Origin of the sequence: Actinoplanes teichomyceticus ATCC 31121, assembly GCF_003711105.1 — a bacterium.
Classification (GTDB): Bacteria; Actinomycetota; Actinomycetes; order Mycobacteriales; family Micromonosporaceae; genus Actinoplanes; species Actinoplanes teichomyceticus.
This window is the reverse complement of the sequence record NZ_CP023865.1, coordinates 5,695,658-5,715,463: the sequence shown is the minus strand read 5'-3', so window position 1 is coordinate 5,715,463 and position 19,806 is coordinate 5,695,658. Positions and strand designations below refer to the sequence as shown.

The window sequence follows — 19,806 nt, the reverse complement described above, 5'->3', positions numbered from 1 at the left end:
CGCCCCCTTGTCGAAGCGCTTCGACGGACGCCGTGTGACTCCCCACGAGATTGGACCGACCGCCATGCGCAGACGTACTCTCGCGCTCTCCCTGGCCGCGACCGCGGCCCTCACCGCCGGCGCCGGCGTGCTCACCGCCCGGCCCGCCGCCGCTGCCGCCGGCTGCGCCGTCAACTACGCCGTCAGCAGCCAGTGGCCCGGTGGCTTCGGCGCGAACGTCACGATCACCAACCTGGGTGACCCGCTGACCTCCTGGACGCTGGCGTGGTCGTTCGCCGGTGGCCAGACGGTGACCCAGTCGTGGAACACCGCGCTGACCCAGAACGGGTCCCAGGTCACCGCCCGCAACGCCGGCTACAACGGCTCGGTGGCCACCAACGCGACGGTGTCGTTCGGCTTCAACGCGACCGGCGGCGGCAGTCCGCTGCCGGCCGCGTTCACGCTCAACGGGCTCGCCTGCACCGGCGGCGTGACCACCCCGACCAGTTCGCCGACGGGCCAGCCCGGCACCGGCGTCCCGCCGGACGCGGCCTGGGTCGACTCCGGGCGGTGGGCGTCGTGGACCAGCAACGGGTACACGCTCTACAACAACATCTGGGGCTCCGGCGCGGGCTCGCAGACGATCTGGGCGCGAAGCGGCACGAACTGGGGCGTGGTCGCCGACCACCCGCGGACCTCCGGCGTGAAGTCCTACCCGAACACCGGCCGAACGCTCAACCGCAGGCTCAGCTCGCTCGCCACGTTCACCAGCTCGTTCAACGTGTCCGTGCCGAGCACCGGCGACTACACCACGGCCTACGACATCTGGGCCGACAACCACGCGTACGAGGTGATGATCTGGGCGAACCAGGCCGGCGCGGTGGGGCCGATCGCCGAGCAGTACGACGCCAACGGCGCGGTCCCGACCGCGCGCAACGTGTCGGTCGGCGGGAGCACCTGGAACGTCTACCGCGGCTCCAACGGGGCCAACGCGGTGTTCTCGTTCGTGCGCACCAACACGAACGCCGCGACCGTCGACGTGCTGGCGGTCCTGAACTGGCTGCGGACCAACGGATGGTGGGGCGACGTGACCGTGGGCGAGGCGCAGTTCGGCTTCGAGATCACCGGCACCGCGGGCGCGTCCGCGTTCACGGTCGACAACTTCTCGCTCAGCTACAGCTGATCCGCCCGGGCCGGACCGCCGCGACCTCGACCGGGGCGCGGCGGACCGTCCCGCTCCAGCGCCTGCCCTCGGCGTCCGGATGCGGCAGGACCCGGTCCCACCAGCGGGGCATCCACCAGGCCTTCCGCCCAGTTCCGCAATACGGTTACTCACCGTATCCGCCGGGGTCGTGCATCGCGGCCGAGGCCCGGTCGCGCCGCCGTCGCGGCCCCGGGGCGGTGACCGGCGCCGCGCGCGGAACGCCCGGTGGATCATCTCAACTGGGCAGCTCTTAGGCTGGATCGCCCCCGCTGACCCGCGCGGGCCGCACACGATACCGAGGGTGAGCTTGTCCCCGATCAACCTGCTGGCGGCCAACGCCGTCCTGCTGTGCGCGGTCGTCCTCGGCCTCGGGCACCTGCTCGGCAGCGTCCGGGTGCGCGGCGTCGCGCTCGGTGTCGCGGCCGTCTTCTTCGTCGGCCTCGGCGTCGGCGCCCTGGACGAGCGGCTGCGGCTGCCGGATTTCGCCGACCAGTTCGGCCTGGCCCTGTTCGTCTACCTGATCGGTCTCGCCAGCGGCCCGACCTTCTTCGCCGCCCTGCGCCGGCGCGGTCTGCTGGACAACATCTTCGTGGCCGGCATCCTCACCGTCGCGGCCCTGACCGCGGTCGGCGCGGCGGCCGCGCTGCACCTCACGCCCGCCACCGCCGCCGGAGTGTTCGCCGGCGCGCTGGTCAACGCGCCCGCGCTGGGCGGCGCCCAGGAGGCGCTGCGCGCCGTCGACCCGGCCCACGCGGACGCCCTGGCCAGCGACGCGGCGGTCGGCATGAGCCTGACCTACGGGTACGGCGTCGTCGCCATGATCGGCGCACTCATCACCTACATGATCTTCGTGCGGGTCGACTTCGGGCGCGAGGCGGCCGAGAACACGCATCTGGCCCCCGCCCCGATGAAGCTGGTGGAACGCACCGTACGGGTCACCCGGGGCGCCGGCGCCGGCGTCCGTGAGCTCACCGACGAGCTGGCCCGCGGCGGTGACGCGCTGCTGGTGCGGCTGCGCCGTGGCGACCAGATGCACCTGGCGGCCACGGTGGACGTCCTGCGGGAGGGCGACCTGCTGTCGGTCGTCGGCACCCGCGCCGCCACCCGCGATCTGGTCGCCCGGCTCGGCGAGAACGCCTGGCCGGCGCTGTCGCTGGACCGCAGCACCCTGGACTTCCGCCGGATCACCGTCTCCGACCCCGCCCTGGCCGGCATGGCCGTCGCCGACCTGGACCTGCCGCGCCGCCACCGCGCGCTGATCACCCGGGTCCGGCGTGGTGACCACGACCTGATCGCGACCCCCGCCACCCGGCTGCTTCTCGGCGACCGGGTCCGCGTGGTCACCTCCCGCGACCACATGCCGGACGTGACGGCCCTGCTCGGCGACTCCGACCAGTCGCTGGCCCGGGTCAACTTCACCGGCCTCACCCTCGGTCTCGCGCTGGGCCTGGTGCTGGGCGCGGTCGCGGTGCCGCTCGCCGGCGGCGCGACCCTGCGCCTCGGCCTGGCCGCCGGGCCGCTCATCGCCGGCCTGGTCCTCGGGCGGATCGGGCGCACCGGCCGGATCACCTGGCAGCAGCCGCGCTCCACGATCGCGGTGCTGCGCCAGGTCGGCGTCGCGCTGTTCTTCGCCGGGGTCGGGCTCAAGTCCGGCGGCGCGCTCGTGCGCGGGTTCGCCGACGGCGGCGCGTGGAAGACGATCGCCGCCGGTGTGCTGGTCGCGGCCGGCACCGCGGTCGCGTGCATCGCCGTCGGCCGGCTGCTGCGGATGCCGCTGTCCTGGCTGATGGGTGTCATGGCCGGCATCGACACCAACCCGGCCGTGCTGACGTTCGCCGAGGACCGGGCCCGCAACGAGCTGCCGGCGCTGGCGTACTCGACGGTCTTCCCGGTGGCGATGGTCCTGAAGGTCCTCGTCGCTCAGCTGATGATCGTGCTGCTGCACCACTGAGCCGCCGCGGCCGGCGGCCGGTTCAGGTGGAGCCGCGCGTGACCAGCGTGGTGGGCAGCGTCGTGGGCCCGGGCGGGGGCGCCGTTCCCAGGAGCATGGCGACCATCGCCTCGGCGGCCCCGGTGCCGATTCCGGTCTTGTCCTGGGCGATGGTGGTGAGCCCGGGCGGGATCAGCGCGGCCACCTCGATGTCGTCGAAGCCGATGATCGCGATGTCGTCGGGGATCCGCAGGCCGGCCTCGTGGATCGCGCGCATCGCGCCGACCGCCATCTCGTCGCCGGCGGCGAACACGGCGGTCGGCCGGGGATCGCGGGCGAGCAGCCGGTTCATGGCGGCGTGCCCGCTGTCGAGGTACCAGTCGCCCGACTCGATGTCGGTGTCGGCAAGGGGCACGCCCGCCTCGGCGAGCGCCGCGCGGAAACCGGCCAGCCGCCGTACGGCCGGCCAGGCGGGCAGCGGGCCGGTGATCGTGGCGATCCGCCGGTGACCGCGTTCGATCAGGTGCGCCGCGGCGAGGCGGCCACCGCCGTGATTGTCGGACGTGATGTACGTACAGCGGGGGCCGGTGAACCGCAGGTCGAGCGCGACGCAGGGCACCCCGGCGTCGGCCAGGGCGAGCACGGCCGGATCCCGGCTGCCGTTGTCGATGACGACCACCCCGTCGACGTTGTGCCGCTGCACCGCGCGCACGAAACGCTGCCCGGGGTCGAGGCCGGCGCTCTGGTCGGGGGCGAGCATGAGCAGGTGCAGCCCCTGCGCGCTCAGGGCGCTCTTCAACGCGACGAGGATGTCCTGCAGGAACGGGTGTCGCCAGCCGGGGCGGCGGTGGTCGGTGTCCCAGACCAGCCCGACCATGTTCGACTTCTTCGTCGCGAGGGTGCGGGCGGACTCGTTCGGCAGGTAGCCGATCTCGGCGGCCATGTCGAGAACGTGCTGGCGGGTGCGCTGGCTGACCACCTCCGGTGTGTTGAAGACCCGGGACACGGTGGCGACGGAGACACCGCACCGGCGTGCCAACTCCCTGATGCTGGACATGACGACGTCCTTATGTAACCGGTTTCATCACCGTAACAGCCGCGTGTCGCGCGGGTCAATGTCGGCGATCTCGTTACCTCTTCGTTACTTGACATGTGAGGCATTGATGGGGGCAAACTCTTGGCGCAAGGGCCGCATCCCAGCCCTGAATCCTCCGGCCACACCCCTGCCGGGCTCTCCAGTGCTCAGCTTGCTAGTTCGCCCTGTTCGTCGTGTAACCGGTTTCATGAAACCGGTTACACCGAAGGAAAGGTGATATTGACATGGTCTTTGCCCGATTGGCGCGGGTTGCCGCGGCGGCCACGGTGGCCGCGGTGGCGCTGACCGCCTGCGGCTCCGGCGGCGAGTCCGGTGGCGACGGCGGCGACGTCACGCTCAACGTCAGCCTCTTCGGCAACTTCGGCTACCAGCAGCTCTACCAGCAGTACCAACAGGAGCACCCGAACATCAAGATCCGGGAGCGCACCGCCGACTACAACGCGCACCACCGCGACCTGGCGACCCACCTGGCCACCAACTCGGGCGCCGCGGACATCGAGGCGGTCGACACCGGTTTCATCGCCCAGATGCGCGAGGTCGGCAACCAGTTCGTCGATCTGGGCAAGGACCGCGAGTCGGAGTACCTGCCGTGGAAGTGGCAGGCGTCACTGACCAAGGACGGCAAGCAGATCGGGTACGGCACCGACGTCGGCGGCCTGGCCATCTGCTACCGCCGCGACCTGTTCCAGCAGGCCGGCCTGCCCGCCGACCGCGACCAGGTCTCCGCCGCGTGGGCGAGCGGCTGGGACAAGTACATCCAGCTCGGCGAGCAGTTCACCAGGAAGGCCCCGAAGGGCACCGCGTTCTTCGACGGTGGCGGCGCGCTGTACAACGCCGTGATCGGACAGGCGCCGGTGGGCTTCTACGACCAGGACAACACCATCGTGGTCAAGAGCAACCCCGAGGTGCGCGAGGCCTGGAACCTGGTGGTGCAGGCGATCCAGGCCAACCTGTCGGCCAAGCTGATCGAGAGCTCGCCGGAGTGGAACAACGGCTTCGCCAAGGGCCAGTTCGCCACGATCGCCTGTCCGGCCTGGATGATGGCGAAGATCAAGGACCAGGCGAAGGCCTTCGCCGGCAAGTGGGACGTGGCGGCCGTGCCCGGCGGCGGCGGCAACTGGGGCGGCTCCTACCTGACCGTCCCGAAGCAGGGCAAGCACGTCGAGGAAGCCAAGAAGCTCGCCGCCTGGCTCACCGCCCCCGAGCAGCAGTCCAAGGTGTTCACCACGGCGGGCCTGCTGCCGTCCATCCCGGCGCTCTACGACAAGCCGGAGATCGCCGCGCTCAAGGACCCGTTCTTCAACAACGCTCCGGTCGGCAAGATCTTCACCACCGCCGCCAAGGAGCTCAAGCCGCAGTACCAGGGCCCGCGCGCCGGTGACATCCAGACCACCATCCGCGACGGCCTCAGCCGCGTCGAGCAGGGCAAGCAGAGCTCCGACGAGTCCTGGCAGCAGACGGTCAGCGACGTCGAGCGCCTCGCCAAGTAGCCCATCCACACGGCCGGCGGTCAGCTGACCGCCGGCCGTCCCGGCGACGAAGGATCGACAATGGCCATCAACGCGCTGAGTTCCCGGCGAGCCGCCCTGAGCCGGCTCGACTCCAAGGGCTCGCCGTACCTGTACGTCCTGCCGTTCTTCCTGCTGTTCGGTGTGTTCGGGCTGTTCCCGCTGATCTACACGGGGTACGTGTCGTTCAACGACTGGAACCTGCTCGACGGCGGGGCGCACCAGTGGGTGGGCCTGGCGAACTACCGCGAGATGCTGCAGGACCCGTACTTCTGGAACTCGCTCGGCAACACGCTGAGCATCTGGGTGCTGTCCACGGTGCCGCAACTGCTCGCCGCGCTCTGGATCGCGCACCTGCTCAACCACAAGCTGCGCGCCCGCACCAGCCTGCGGATGGGTGTGCTGCTGCCCAACATCACGTCCATCGTGGCCGTGACGATCGTCTTCACCCAGCTGTTCGGCCGTGACTTCGGCATGGTCAACTGGCTGCTCGGGCTCGTCGGCGCCGGACCGATCGACTGGCAGGCCGACACCTGGAGCTCCCACCTGGCCATCTCGATCATCGTGGCCTGGCGGTGGACCGGGTACAACGCGCTGATCTACCTCGCCTCGATGCAGGCGATCCCGCACGACATGTACGAGGCCGCGGAACTCGACGGCGCCTCGTCGGCACAGCAGTTCTGGCGGATCACCGTTCCCCAGCTGCGGCCGACGATCATCTTCACCACCGTGATCTCGACGATCGGCGGCCTGCAGATCATGGCGGAGCCGCTGCTGTTCGCGGGCACCTCCACCCCCACCGGCGGCTCCGACCGGCAGTTCCAGACCATCGCGCTGTTCATGTACGAACAGGGGTTCCGCGAATTCCGGTTCGGCTACGCCTCCGCGATCGCCTGGACCCTCTGCCTGATCATCGCGGTCTTCGCGATCGTCAACTTCCTGCTGACCCGGCGCATCGCCAACGAGGAGTGAGCCGACGTGACCGCTCTCGCCAACCCGCCGTCCACCCGCGCCGGGACGCCCGCGCCGCAGCGCCCGCCCCGCCGGCGTTCCTTCGGATACCCGCGCCGCGCCTCGGTCTGGACCTACGCCGCGCTGATCGCGGTCGTGGCCGGATCGATCTTCCCGCTCTACTGGTCGTTCGTCGTGTCCTCGCAGACCAGCGAGGCCGTCGCCCAGGTGCCCCCGGTCCTGATCCCCGGCGGTCACCTGTTCGACAACATCGCCCGGGTGTTCGACTCCACCGACTTCGCCAAGGCGCTGCTGAACTCGTTCATCGTCAGCGGCTCGATCACGCTCTCCGTGGTGTTCTTCTCCACGCTGGCCGGATTCGCCTTCGCCAAGCTGCGCTTCCGGGGCCGTAAGGTGCTGCTCGTGCTGGCCATCGCCACGTCGATGGTGCCGCAGCAGCTCGGCATCATCCCGCTCTACATGCTGATGTCGGAGATCGGCTGGACCGACCGGCTGGCCGCCGTGATCGTGCCCGGCCTGGTCACCGCGTTCGGGGTCTTCTTCATGACCCAGTATCTCGGCCGCGCCGTCCCCGACGAGCTGCTGGAGGCCGGTCGGATGGACGGGTGCAGCACGTTCGGCCTGTACTGGCACGTGGTGCTGCCCGCCGCCCGCCCGGCGGCCGCGGTCCTCGGCCTGTTCACGTTCATGCAGGCGTGGAACGACTTCTTCTGGCCGCTGGTGGTGCTGCAGAACAACGCCACCGTCCAGGTCGCCCTCTCCTCGCTCGCCAGCGGCTACACCACCGACTACACGCTGACCCTGACCGGCACGCTACTGGCCACCCTGCCGATCCTGGTGATCTTCATGGTCCTGGGGCGGCAGATCGTCGGCGGCATCATGCAGGGCGCGATCAAGGGCTGACGACGGCCCGACGACCTCCTCCGCACGTGGGCGGCGGGGTGACTATCAGAAGGAGTTCGATGACGACGCCTTGGGAACTGCCGCGGATGCCGGCCGGGTTCATCTGGGGAGCCGCGACGGCGGCGTACCAGATCGAGGGGGCGGTGGCCGAGGACGGCCGCGGCGAGTCGATCTGGGACACGTTCTGCCGCCGGCCGGGCGCCGTCGCCGACGCCACCTCCGGCGCGGTGGCGTGCGACAGCTACCACCGCTGGCGCGACGACGTGCGGCTGCTGGACGATCTGGGCCTGGACGCCTACCGGTTCTCGGTGGCCTGGCCCCGGGTCATGCCGGCCGGGCGCGGCACGGTCAACCGGGCCGGCCTGGACTACTACGACCGGCTCGTCGACGCCCTGTGCGAGCGCGGCATCCGCCCGTTCGTCACCCTCTACCACTGGGACCTGCCCCAGGCGCTGGAGGACGCGGGCGGCTGGCGGGTACGCGACACCGCCGAGCACTTCGCCGATTACGCCGGCGTGGTCGCCAGCCGGCTCGGCGACCGGGTGCGCGACTGGATCACGCTCAACGAGCCGTACTGCTCGTCGATCGTCGGCTACGCCGAGGGCCGGCACGCGCCGGGCGTCACCGAGGGGCACGGCGCGCTGGCCGCCGCCCACCACCTGCTGGTCGGGCACGGCCGGGCGGTGGCCGCGCTGCGGGCCACCCGCCCGGGCACGCGGGTCGGCATCACGCTCAACCTGTCCCCGGCCGTGCCGGCGAGCGACACCGCGGCGGACCGGGCCGCGGCGAAGCGGATGGACCTGATGGTCAACCGGCAGTTCACCGATCCGGTGCTCGGCGGGGCGTACCCGGAGGGCTTCGACCGGCTCTACGCCGGCGTCAGCGACCTGTCCTTCCGGCGCGCCGGCGACCTGGAGCTGATCGGCGCCCCGCTGGACTTCCTCGGCGTCAACTACTACTACCGGATCCACGCCGCCGACGCGCCGTACGAGCAGCCCGACCCGGCGCTGCGCAGCGCCTACGACATCGGGGTGCGGTCCGTGCCCCGTGACGGCGTGCCGGTCACCGACCTGGGCTGGCCGATCGAGCCGCACGGCCTGTACGAGACGCTGACCGGGCTGGTCGGCCGGTACCCCGGCCTGCCGCCGGTCTACGTGACCGAGAACGGCGTCGCCCAGTTGCGCGAGGACCCGGGCGCGGACCCGGAGCGCATCCACTTCATCGCCGAGCACCTGGCCGCCGCCGCCCGGGCGGCCGCCGACGCCCCCCTCGACCTGCGCGGATACTTCTACTGGTCGCTCATCGACAACTTCGAGTGGGCCCGCGGGTACGGCCCCCGCTTCGGCCTGGCCCACGTCGACTACCCGACCGGGACGCGCACCCCGCGCGCCAGCTACCACTGGCTGCGCGAGCGGTTGTCCGACCGGGCCGCGGCGGGGGACCGGTACGTGACCGGCCGTCAGCGGTAGGCGGCCGGGTGTTCACCGGGCCGCCCGCGCGGGCGGCCCGGCGGTGGCCGGCGCCGGCCGTCAGGGCGCGAGCGGGGACCGGATCCGGAACGAGGTGGTGCGCTGGAACTCCGCGGTCTCCTTGACGTAGTTGATGCGCAACTCGGTGCCGGTCCAGCGCAGGTAGAACTGCGGGTAGTTGTGCGATCGCAGCCGGACCGAACCGGCCGGCACGCCGGGCTGCGGGCACCAGGTGGCGTCCTCACGGAAGATCGGGGTGTTGTTCGCCGGATGGGTGTAGGCGAGCAGCTCGTAGTGGCGCAGGTAGCGGCCGTCGTCCGTGCGGAACGAGAAGCAGGTGGCGTCGGCCAGGCCGGCGACGGCGGTGAAGGTCGCGCGTTGCCGGGTCGCCGGGTCGCTCGTGGCGGCGATCCCGGTGACGGTGGCGACGCCGGTGGCGGCGGTGCCGGTGACGTAGCCGCCCCCGCTCCACTCCAGGGACAGGCGGCCGGCGGTCAGGACGCCGGCGGACGGCGTGGCGCCGGGCGCGGACGGCGTGACCGCGGCGGACGACGGGGCGCCGGTCGGCCGCGGGGTGGGCCGCGGCGATCCGCTCGTGGCCCGGGCCGCCGGTGTGGTGATGGCCTCCGGCGCGCGCTGGTGCGGATCGACGCGGTAGACGACGGGAACGGTGAGCGCCGCGACGGCGGCGGTGCCGGCCACCGCGGCGGCGACCGGGTGACCGGCGATCAGGCCGGTGAGGGTGATCTTCGTGCCGACGACCGCGGCGGTGGCCGGCAGCGTGCCGGCGACGGCCGCGGTGCTCTTGGCGAGGACCGCCTGGGCCAGCCCGGCGGGGACGGTGAGAACGGCGACGGCGGCCAGCAGCCGTTCGACGCGGACCCGGTCACGGGTGGTCGCCGAGCAGACCGGGCAGGGGCGTACGTGCCGGGCCAGCCGCTTGCGCCACAGCGGACCGGGCCGGCCGTCCCAGGTCGCGGCCAGCGCCGTCAACTGCGGGCACATCGGGCGGGCGTGCAGGGCGGCGACGATCGTCCGGGACAGGTCCAGCTGCTCACGCATCCGCTGGATGCGCACGCCGGTGTGCGCGACGCCGAGATCCAGCGCCTCGGCGATCTCGCCCCGGCTCATCAGGCCGGCGACCTCCTGCCACCAGAAGGCGAGCAGCGTACGGTCGTCCGGGTCCAGCCACCGGCCGGCCTCGGCCACCTCCCGCCGCTGTGCGGACAGGTCGGCCCGCAGCGCCGTGACGTCCTCGACCGGCGCGTCCGGGTCGGCCCGGCCGGCGGTCTCCTCCAGCGGGGCGGTCCGCGCCGAGGCGGCCTGCTTCTGCTGGCGGTGGGTGCCGACCTGGCGGACGGCGATGGCGGCCAGCCAGGTGCGGAAGCTCTCGGGGGTGCGCAGCGCCGCCAGGTCCCGCACCGCGCGGACCATGGTGTCCTGCACGACGTCGTCGGTGTCGGCCGGGCTGTCCAGCGCGCGTCCCACGATGTTGTAGACCAGCGGCAGGTGGATGGCGACGAGTTCGGCGAGGGCCCGCCGGTCGCCGCCCTGCGCCGCGGTGACCAAGGCGGCGACGTCCGCATCCACTGCTCTCATAGCTGGGTCACTTTATGCCTGTCCCGGCGGCGACCGCGCACCCTGTCGGGCCCGGCCGGAGAAGCCGGCCGGGAATCGCCCGGGTGCGACCATCCGGCCGGTTGCGGCATAACGTTTTTTCCTCGGCGTTTTCCGCCGCGTTCCGCGTCTGCGGGCCAGGCTGTCCACCGCGCCGCCAGGACGGGCGGTATGACCGGATCCGCAAGATGCGCCGAGGCGCCCTCTCCGGCGCGAAGGCAGGGCTCGCGATACGGCGAGAAGTGTTACGAACGAGCCGCTCGCACGGTCGCGCGGCGCAATTGAAGAAATGCGGACAGGTAATTTCCAGAAAGTTGTTACGTGTGGGCCGGTTGGCTGGTCGTGTCCCGGCCCAACGTTATTGAGCTGCGGAAACGTGGCTTCTGGCGTGATCCCTCTTTGCGTTTCGGGACCGAGCTTGAGTCGTAGGAAATGTTCTGGCAATATCCCCTAACGCGTTGGGAGCGATTCCACACCGGGTGCCTATGACGTATTCCCCCATGCGTCAGCCCGGGCGGATCGTGCCGCCCACGCCAATCCCCGGAAGGTCAAGTCATGGCAAATCCCCGAACCCCGCACCGCCGGCTCCGCAGGATCGTGCCGGTCGTGCTGACCGGCGTGCTCGCCGCGAGCGCGGCGGTCGCCTTCGGCACCTTCGCCGACGCCGCCACCACACTGGGCGCGTCGGCGGCCGAGAAGGGCCGCTACTTCGGCGCCGCGATCGCCGCGCCGAAACTCGGCGACACCACCTACAGCGCCATCCTGAAGCGCGAATTCACCTCGGTCACCCCGGAGAACGAGATGAAGTGGGACGCCACCGAGCCGTCCCGCGGCACGTTCAACTACACCGCCGGTGACCGGATCGTCGCGCAGGCCCAGGCCAACGGCCAGAAGGTGCGCGGCCACACGCTGGCCTGGCACTCCCAGATGCCGGCCTGGGCGCAGGCGCTGTCCGGCAGCGCGCTGCGCTCGGCGATGCTCAACCACGTCACCCAGGTCGCCACCCACTACAAGGGCAAGATCTACGCCTGGGACGTGGTGAACGAGGCCTTCGCCGACGACGGCCGCGGCTCCCGGCGCAACTCCAGCCTGCAGCAGACCGGCAACGACTGGATCGAGGCCGCGTTCCGCGCCGCCCGGGCCGCCGACCCGGCCGCGAAGCTCTGCTACAACGACTACAGCACCGACGGCGTGAACGCGAAGAGCACCGCCGTCTACAACATGGTCGCCGACTTCAAGGCCCGGGGCGTGCCGATCGACTGCGTCGGCTTCCAGTCCCACCTGACCAACAACGCGCCCAGTGACTACCAGGCCAACCTGCAGCGCTTCGCGAACCTCGGCGTCGACGTGCAGATCACCGAACTGGACATCGCCGGCAGCGGCCAGGCCGCCGCGTACGCCACCGTCACCCGGGCCTGCCTCGCGGTGTCGCGCTGCACCGGCATCACGGTGTGGGGCATCCGCGACAGCGACTCCTGGCGTACCGGAACCAACCCGCTGCTGTTCGACGCGGGCGGCGCCAAGAAGGCCGCCTACACGTCGGTGCTCGACGCCCTCAACGCGGGTTCCGGCTCCGGCGCGACGACGCCCCCGCCCGCCGGCATCGACACGAGCGCGTGGTACACGCTGGTCAACCGCACCAGCGGCAAGGCCCTGGACGTGTACAACCTGGCCACCGGCGACGGCGCGCGGATCACCCAGTGGACCCGCAACGACCAGGCCCAGCAGCAGTGGCAGTTCGTCGGCTCCGGCAGCGGCTTCTACCGGTTGAAGTCCCGGCACTCCGGCAAGGTGCTGGACGTCTCCAACCGCTCGACGGCCGACGGCGGCGCGATCGTGCAGTGGACCGACGCCAACGCCACCAACCAGCAGTTCAGCGTCCAGACCATCGACGGATACGTCCAGCTGATCAACCGCAACAGCGGCAAGGCCCTGGAGGTGCAGGGGGCTGCCACGACCGACGGCGCCGCCATCGTCCAGTACACCGACTGGAACGGCGCCAACCAGCAGTGGCAGCTCGTCCGGATCAGCTGAGCCCACCCATCCCGCCGTCCCCGAGGAGCACGACATGACCATGGGTGCCAGCTCACCCGTACCCCCGCAAACAGCCGACCGACCCGGCGGGAACCGCCGCAGCCGATGGCGCACCGCGCTGGCCGCGGCGGTCCTGCTGGCCGGCGGCGGCGTCGTCGCGGTCACCGCGTCCGCCGCATCGGCGGCGACGATCGACACGAGCGCCTACTACGTGCTGGTCAACCGCACCAGCGGCAAGGCCCTGGACGTGTACAACCTGGCCACCAGCGACGGCGCGCGGATCACCCAGTGGACCCGCAACGACCAGGCCCAGCAGCAGTGGCAGTTCGTCGACTCCGGCAGCGGCTTCTACCGGTTGAAGTCCCGGCACTCCGGCAAGGTGCTGGACGTCTCCAACCGCTCGACGGCCGACGGCGGCGCGATCGTGCAGTGGACCGACGCCAACGCCACCAACCAGCAGTTCAGCGTGCAGGACATCGACGGCTACGTGCAGCTGATCAACCGCAACAGCGGCAAGGCCGTGGAGGTGCAGGGCGGGTCGACCGCCGACGGCGCGAACATCGTCCAGTACACCGACTGGAACGGCGCCAACCAGCAGTGGCAGCTGGTCCGGGCCGGCACCACCACCCCGACGTCGGGGACGACGTCGGCGCCCGGGTCGTGCGCGCTGCCGTCGACGTACCGCTGGTCGTCGACCGGCCCGCTGGCCACCCCGAAGTCCGGCTGGGTCTCCCTCAAGGACTTCACCACCGTTCCCTACAACGGCCGGCACCTGGTCTACGCGACGACGCACGACACCGGATCGTCCTGGGGCTCGATGAGCTTCAGCCCGTTCACCAACTGGTCCGACATGGCCACGGCCGCGCAGAACGGGATGTCCTCGGCCGCCGTCGCGCCGACGCTGTTCTACTTCGCCCCGAAGAGCATCTGGGTGCTCGCCTACCAGTGGGGTCCGACCGCGTTCTCCTACCGGACCTCGAACGACCCCACCAACCCCAACGGGTGGTCCGCGCCGCAGGCGCTGTTCACCGGCAGCATCTCCGGCTCCGGCACGGGACCGATCGACCAGACGCTCATCGGTGACGGTACGAACATGTACCTCTTCTTCGCCGGGGACAACGGCAAGATCTACCGGGCGAGCATGCCGATCGGGAACTTCCCGGGCAACTTCGGCTCGACCTCGACCGTGGTCATGAGCGACACGACGAACAACCTGTTCGAGGCGCCTCAGGTCTACAAGGTCCAGGGCCGCGACCAGTACCTGATGATCGTCGAGGCGATCGGCGCGAACGGGCGCTACTTCCGGTCGTTCACCGCCACCAGCCTGGGCGGGACCTGGACGCCGCAGGCCGCGACCGAGAGCAACCCGTTCGCCGGCAAGGCCAACAGCGGCGCGACGTGGACCAACGACATCAGCCACGGCGAGCTGGTGCGGGTCAGCGCGGATCAGACCATGACCGTCGACCCGTGCCGCCTGCAACTGCTCTACCAGGGCCGCTCGCCCAACTCGGGCGGCGACTACGGCCTCCTGCCGTACCGGCCGGGTGTCCTGACCCTGCAGCGGTAGTGCCATGACGACGGCGGGCTCGGTGGGCACACCGGGCCCGCCGTCGTCCATGCGGTGAACCGGGGGAGTCGCGCCCCGGCGGGCACGCCGCCCGGCGGGGTGTGCCCCCGCCTCGGCGGTGACCGCCCGGGCCGCCGCGGCGCGCGGCGCGCTCGTGGCGTACCGATGCGGTCCGGTCGCATATTCGACTTCGCCCTGATTTGATAGGCTTTCTCTGGCCGAGGCGAAGAGGGCAACGATGTCCCCCATCAGCGGTGCTGAGCGAGAGCGGTTCCTCCACCACCTCGTGCAGGGCGACGAGGTGGCCGCGCTCGGCTGCGCGCGCACCCTGCTCGGCGCCGGCCTGGAGCCGGAGCGGATCCTCGTCGACCTGATCGCCCCGGCGCAGGTGCGGATCGGCGAGCTCTGGCACAACCACCGGATCTCCGTGGCGCAGGAGCACCTGGCCACCGCCATCGCCGACCGGCTCGTCACGACGATCTCCCAGGCCGGCTCCCGTCCGGCGCCGCCTCGCGGGTCGGTCGTGGTGGCCTGTCCGGCAGGGGAGTGGCACGCGCTGCCGGCCCGGCTGCTCGCGGAGGTGCTGCGGGCCCGCGGGTGGTATGTCGACTTCCTCGGCGCCAGCGTGCCGCCGGACGACATGAGCGGATACCTGCGGCTGCGCCGGCCGGACGCGCTGGCGCTGAGCGTCACCCTGCCGGCGTACCTGCCCCAGGCGCACCGGGCCCTCCAGACGGCCCGCGCGGCCGGCGTGCCGGGCCTCGTCGGGGGCTGCGCGTTCGGCCCGGACGGCCGGTACGCCCGGCGGATGGCCGCCGACGCCTGGGCCCCCGACGCGCTGTCGGCCGCGGCGGTGCTGAGCCACTGGCCGCCGCCCGCGCCGCCGCGGGCCGCCGACCTCGTCGACGACGGCGAGTACCAGTTGCTCGTCCGGGACCGCTGGCGGCTCGTCGACAGCATGCTGGAGGGATTCCGGCTGCATCTGGCGGCGCAGCGCCGGGACTGGGCCACGCGCATCGAGGAGACCATCGCCGAGCTGCACTACCTGCTGGAGTATCTGGCGGCGGCGGTCTACCTCGGCGACAGCGCGATCTTCGTCGACTTCGTCGCCTGGCTGCGGGAGCTGCGCTCGGCGTACGACCGGGCACCGCAGCCGGTGGACGTCGCGCTCGCGACCCTGGCCGACCGGCTCGCACACCAGCCGCGCACCCGCGACGTGCTGGCCGCCGGCCGGGGGCGGCAGACGATCACCGCTGACTCCGGCAGCGGCTGAGGCGGGCCCGGCGTCGGCAGGCGGTGCCTCCGGCAGCGGCTGAGGCGAGCCGGGCGTCGGCAGGCGGTGCCTCCGGCAGCGGTCGCGGCCGGGTCCGGCCACGGCGGGCGGTCACCCCCGGCGCGCGGTGGGAGAGCCGTGCCGCGGCGGCGCGCCGCGGCACGGCGTTCAGCCCGCGAGCCGGGCGAGCAGACCGTGACGCGGCGCCAGCGCCTGGGCGCCGAGGAAGGCCGCGGTGAGGGTCAGCACGATGGTCCCGCCCACCGGCAGATCCCACGACCAGGACAGGTAGAGCCCGAGCACGGCGCAGCCGGCGCCGATCGCCGGGGCGAGCGCCATCATCACGGCCAGCCGGTCGGTGAGCAGCCGGGCCGTCGCCGCCGGTGTGACCAGCAGGGCCAGGACCAGGATGTTGCCGATCGTCTGGACGGCCATCACGACCGCCAGGGTGACCAGCACGTAGAGCACCAGGTCGAGCCAGAAGGTACGCAGCCCCAGCGAGCGGGCCATCTCCCGGTCCAGGGTGACGGCGACGAACTCCTTGTGCAGCAGCAGCACGGTCATCAGCACCACGCCGGTGGCGCCGCCGACGACGTACAGGTCCCGGTCCGGGATGCCGGTGATCGAGCCGAACAGGAACTGTTGCAGCGAGCCGGCGTAGCCCGGGGCCCGGGAGATGACCACGATGCCGAGGGCGAACGCGGCGACGAAGAAGATCCCGATGACCGAGTCCTCCTTCACCCGGCGGTTCTGGGCGAAGACGGTGACCAGCAGGGCGGTGACGATGCCGGCGGCGGTGCCGCCGAGGACCAGGCTGCCGGAGAACAGGAACGCGATGGCCAGGCCGGGGAAGACCGCGTGGGCGACGGCGTCGCCGATGAAGGCCATCCCCCGGAGTACGACATAGCAGCCGACGACGCCGCACATGACGGCGGAGAGCACCGCGATGGTCAGCGCTCGGGGCAGGAACGCCAGGTCGGGGTTGGTCAGATCGGTGAGGAACTGCAGCGGGGACACGTCAGACTCCATCGGGTACCGGTAGCGCGAGCGCTTTGAGCAGGTGGCTGCCCGGGCCGACGCCGAAGGCCCGCATCCAGATCGCCGGGTCCCTCAGGGCGGATGCCGGCCCGTCGGCGACGACGGTGCGGTTGAGCAGGACCAGCCGGTCGCAGGTGTACGCCGCGGCGGCCAGGTCGTGGCTGGCCATCAGCACCGCGCGCTCCCGGGCGATGCCGGCGAACAGCTCGGTCAGCGTCTCCTGGGCGGGCATGTCCAGGCCGGTGAACGGCTCGTCCAGCAGCAGCACGGGCGGGGCCAGCACGAGCGCCCGGGCGACCAGCACCCGCTGGCGCTGCCCGCCGGAGAGCTCGCCCACCGGCCGGGTGCGCAGGTCGGCGAGCCGTACCTGGTCCAGGGCGTCCCAGACGGCCCGCCAGTGGGTGGCCGCCGGCCGGCGGAACAGGCCGATCCGGCGGACCAGCCCGCTGAGCACGGCGTCCTGCACGCTGGCCGGGAAGTCCCAGGTGAACTCGTGGCGCTGGGGGACGTAACCGGCGGCGCTGCCGGCGCGGCGTACCGGGCGCCCGGCGACGCTGATCTCGCCGGCCGCCGGCCGGATCAGCCCGAGGGCGGCACGCATGAGGGTGGTCTTGCCGGCGCCGTTCGGCCCCAGCAGCGCGACGAACTGACCCCGGTCGACCCGCAGGTCGATGTCGCGCAACACCGGGCGGCCCCCGAGGTCGGCGCTCACCCCGGTCATCCGCAGGGCGGCGGTCACCGGGTGGCCCGCCGGTCCCGCTCGGCGCGGCGGCGTACCGCCCACTGGCGGACGGCCGGGCCGGCGACCACCACGACGAGCAGCGCGCCGGCGCCGCCGAGCACCGGCCACCACGGCGTACCGGACGGGACGTCGCCGCCGGGTCGCGCCACGGCCGTGCCGGAGGCGGCGGCCAGCGGTCCGGTGAACGCGGCCCGCAGCGTCTCCGCCGGGTCGGTGGCGTCCCCGACGGCCAGCCGCAGCACGGTGCTCGCGGTGGCGGTGGATCCGTCGGCGAGGTCGGCGGTGATGTCGACGGCGAGCAGATAGCTGCCGGGCGCCCCGAACACCCAGTTGGCGTGGGTGTGGGTGTTGGTCTCCACCCAGACCGGCTGCGGGTACGGCCGGGCCGAGCTCAGCAGCACCTGCGGCGCGCCCAGATTGCCCGACTGCAGGAACACGGTGACGGGTCCGGGGCCCTGCACGCCGCGCAGCGTCATGGTGACGCCCCGGCCGGCCGCCCGCAGCACGCCGGGGTCCTGGGTGTTCCAGCCGACCCAGATCACCCCTTCGCGTTCGGTCTGCGGGATGACGTACACCTGCTTGCCGGGTTTCTCGCCGAGGAACGCGTAGGCCGGGTCGTCGGGCACGGGCGTCCGGGCGGTGTCGCGGACCCGCAGGACGGTGGCGGACGGCTCCCGCCAGACCGGCGGCACCGCGTGGTCGTCGTGGATCTGGATGGTCCACTCGCCGTCGCGGTGGCGCGGTCCGATGTCGACGTGGCCGCCGTCCAGGACGGCGCGCCCGCCGGCCTGCGGCTGGTCCGCGTCCAGGGTCCGGGTGGACCCGCCGGCCGGGGTGGGAGCCGTCGGGGCGACGGCGAGGAGGGCGGCGGCCAACGCCGCGGTGACGTGCGTGAGCAAGGTGATCCCCGTCAGGTCAGGCAGTGTCGGAGGGAGTCGGCGTTGAAGCGCATCATCGCCACGTAGCTGGTCACCCGGTCGTCGAAGGCGTCGCCGTAGATGTCGCAGACCCGCACCCCGTTCTGCTCGGCCACCTCGACGAGGGTCGAGGACCGGGCGCGCAGGTTCGGCTCCAGGAAGACCGCCCGGATGCGCAGGGTACGCAGGGTCTCGGTGAGCCGCCGCCGGTCGGCGAGGCTGGGCTCGACGGCCGGATGGGGGGTGACGAAGCCGGCGACCGGGATCCGGTACGCCTTCGCGAGGTAGGCGAACGCGTCGTGGGTGGTCACCAGGTGCCGGTCGGCGACCGGGATGGCGTCGATCGCGGTCTGCACGTAGGTGTCGAGCTCGGTGAGCTCGCGCAGGTAGCGGTCGGTGTTGGCGCGGTAGGTGGCGGCGCCGGCCGGGTCGGCGGCGATCAGGCTGTCGCGGATCAGCTCGGCGTACGCCTGGGCGTTGCCGACGTCCTGCCACAGGTGCGGGTCGATCTCGCCGTGCACGTGCCGGCCGAGCACCGCCTGCGGCAGCTGGTAGATCCGGGTGCCCGGGCGGCCGAGGAAGCGCAGCCCCGGCCCGGCGGGCACCTCGTGCCGCGCCCTGGCCGGCACCTCGATGACGGTCCGGGCCGGGTCCAGGCGTTCCTGGTGAACGCCGTCCTCGCCGTCGGTGTACAGGTACAGCTCGCCGGTGTCGATGTCGGCGGTGATGTCGGTGTGGCCGCCGCGCAGCACGGTCGCCGCGGTCATGCCCGGCACGGTGTGCGGGTCGACGCCGACGGCGAAGGTGAACGTCTGCTCGCCGCGCGGCACCGGCCGGCTGCCCGAGGTGACCGCAAGCTCGGCGCGCAGGGTCAGCCGGTACACCCCCGGCTCGGTGAACGCCCAGCTCATGTGGGTGTGCGCGTCCGGGGGCAGCACGGCGGTGTCGTCCCGGTAGCCGTCCGCCGCAGGGAGCCCGTCACCGGAGTCGAAGGCGATGTCCGCCGCGCCGAACGACTCGGTCAGGTAGGCGGCGAGCCGGCCGGGGCCCTGTACCGCGGTGGCCGACAGGCGGATGTCCGAGGAGCGGTCCACGCCGTACCGGGCGCCGTCGCCCCGCGCGCGCAGGCCGAGCCACACGGTGTCGAGGGAGATGTCCTCGACCAGCGGGATGATCTCCGCGGCGTACCTGGTGGCCCCCTCGGCCAGGGAGATCTGCCGGACGCCGCGGGGCAGGTTGGCGTCCAGCGTCTTGATCACGCTCTGCGCCTCCAGCAGCAGGTAGTTGCTGAACGCGAGGTCGGCGTAGACGATGTTGCGCACGTCGCGCAGGGTCGGCTCGTAGGCGTGCGCGTCGGCTCGGTCCGGCACGATCGAGTCGACCAGCACCCGATCACCGCCGACGTTGCGGACCAGGTCGGCGAGGATGCCGGTGGTGGTGACGACCTGGATCCGGTCGTCGGAGTCGGTGAGGGCGGGCGGGGTGGCGCATCCGGCCAGCGCCAGGCAGGCCAGCACGGCGATCGGGGTACGGGTCATCTAGGGTCTCTCCCACGTG

Annotated in this window: 15 protein-coding genes; 9 read left to right on the top strand and 6 right to left on the bottom strand. The window is 72.2% G+C overall.

Annotated features, from left to right (window positions below):
* Positions 1-64: 64 nt before the first annotated feature.
* Both ACTEI_RS25035 and ACTEI_RS25030 read left to right on the top strand, forming a co-directional pair.
* Positions 65-1,162, top strand: a complete 1,098-nt coding sequence (locus ACTEI_RS25035; RefSeq protein WP_122979900.1) for a cellulose binding domain-containing protein — start codon at positions 65-67, stop codon at positions 1,160-1,162.
* 322 nt (positions 1,163-1,484) lie between these two features.
* Positions 1,485-3,134, top strand: a complete 1,650-nt coding sequence (locus ACTEI_RS25030) for an aspartate:alanine exchanger family transporter (RefSeq protein ID WP_164466086.1) — start codon at positions 1,485-1,487, stop codon at positions 3,132-3,134.
* 22 nt (positions 3,135-3,156) lie between these two features.
* On the opposite strand, the gene ACTEI_RS25025 is transcribed toward ACTEI_RS25030, so the two are convergent.
* Positions 3,157-4,170: a LacI family DNA-binding transcriptional regulator gene (locus tag ACTEI_RS25025; protein WP_122979898.1), complete on the bottom strand. Its 1,014-nt coding sequence runs from the start codon at positions 4,168-4,170 to the stop codon at positions 3,157-3,159.
* 263 nt (positions 4,171-4,433) lie between these two features.
* Here ACTEI_RS25025 and ACTEI_RS25020 point away from each other — a divergent pair, with 263 nt between their 5' ends.
* Genes ACTEI_RS25020 through ACTEI_RS25005 form a run of 4 tightly spaced genes read left to right on the top strand, consistent with a single transcriptional unit; the run spans position 4,434 to position 9,061 of the window.
* On the top strand, positions 4,434-5,699 hold the full coding sequence (locus ACTEI_RS25020; protein ID WP_122979897.1) for an ABC transporter substrate-binding protein: 1,266 nt from the start codon (positions 4,434-4,436) through the stop codon (positions 5,697-5,699).
* Positions 5,700-5,759: 60 nt separating this feature from the next.
* On the top strand, positions 5,760-6,689 hold the full coding sequence (locus ACTEI_RS25015) for a carbohydrate ABC transporter permease (protein ID WP_122979896.1): 930 nt from the start codon (positions 5,760-5,762) through the stop codon (positions 6,687-6,689).
* A 6-nt stretch (positions 6,690-6,695) separates the two neighbouring features.
* On the top strand, positions 6,696-7,592 hold the full coding sequence (locus ACTEI_RS25010) for a carbohydrate ABC transporter permease (RefSeq protein ID WP_122979895.1): 897 nt from the start codon (positions 6,696-6,698) through the stop codon (positions 7,590-7,592).
* Between the two features lie 59 nt (positions 7,593-7,651).
* Positions 7,652-9,061: a GH1 family beta-glucosidase gene (locus tag ACTEI_RS25005; RefSeq protein WP_122979894.1), complete on the top strand. Its 1,410-nt coding sequence runs from the start codon at positions 7,652-7,654 to the stop codon at positions 9,059-9,061.
* Positions 9,062-9,121: 60 nt separating this feature from the next.
* Here the strand turns inward: ACTEI_RS25005 and ACTEI_RS25000 are convergent, their stop codons facing one another.
* Positions 9,122-10,660, bottom strand: a complete 1,539-nt coding sequence (locus ACTEI_RS25000; protein WP_122979893.1) for a sigma-70 family RNA polymerase sigma factor — start codon at positions 10,658-10,660, stop codon at positions 9,122-9,124.
* A gap of 573 nt (positions 10,661-11,233) precedes the next feature.
* On the opposite strand from ACTEI_RS25000, the gene ACTEI_RS24995 reads away from it, so the two are divergent.
* From ACTEI_RS24995 to ACTEI_RS24985, 3 genes are all read left to right on the top strand, one after another.
* On the top strand, positions 11,234-12,712 hold the full coding sequence (locus ACTEI_RS24995; RefSeq protein ID WP_122979892.1) for a glycoside hydrolase family 10 protein: 1,479 nt from the start codon (positions 11,234-11,236) through the stop codon (positions 12,710-12,712).
* Between the two features lie 40 nt (positions 12,713-12,752).
* A complete protein-coding gene (locus ACTEI_RS24990; RefSeq protein WP_211344360.1) occupies positions 12,753-14,279 on the top strand; it encodes a non-reducing end alpha-L-arabinofuranosidase family hydrolase in 1,527 nt (508 codons plus the stop codon).
* Between the two features lie 238 nt (positions 14,280-14,517).
* A complete protein-coding gene (locus ACTEI_RS24985) occupies positions 14,518-15,552 on the top strand; it encodes a cobalamin B12-binding domain-containing protein (RefSeq protein ID WP_122979890.1) in 1,035 nt (344 codons plus the stop codon).
* Positions 15,553-15,720: 168 nt separating this feature from the next.
* Here the strand turns inward: ACTEI_RS24985 and ACTEI_RS24980 are convergent, their stop codons facing one another.
* Genes ACTEI_RS24980 through ACTEI_RS24965 form a run of 4 tightly spaced genes read right to left on the bottom strand, consistent with a single transcriptional unit; the run spans position 15,721 to position 19,787 of the window.
* On the bottom strand, positions 15,721-16,569 hold the full coding sequence (locus tag ACTEI_RS24980) for an anchored repeat-type ABC transporter permease subunit (RefSeq protein WP_122979889.1): 849 nt from the start codon (positions 16,567-16,569) through the stop codon (positions 15,721-15,723).
* Position 16,570: 1 nt separating this feature from the next.
* Positions 16,571-17,311, bottom strand: coding sequence for an anchored repeat-type ABC transporter ATP-binding subunit (locus ACTEI_RS24975; RefSeq protein WP_122982391.1), 741 nt, complete (start codon positions 17,309-17,311; stop codon positions 16,571-16,573).
* Between the two features lie 14 nt (positions 17,312-17,325).
* Positions 17,326-18,231: a choice-of-anchor M domain-containing protein gene (locus tag ACTEI_RS24970; protein ID WP_239082741.1), complete on the bottom strand. Its 906-nt coding sequence runs from the start codon at positions 18,229-18,231 to the stop codon at positions 17,326-17,328.
* Between the two features lie 11 nt (positions 18,232-18,242).
* Entirely contained in the window at positions 18,243-19,787 is a 1,545-nt protein-coding gene (locus ACTEI_RS24965) for an anchored repeat ABC transporter, substrate-binding protein (RefSeq protein WP_122979888.1), read from the bottom strand.
* Positions 19,788-19,806 lie beyond the last annotated feature (19 nt).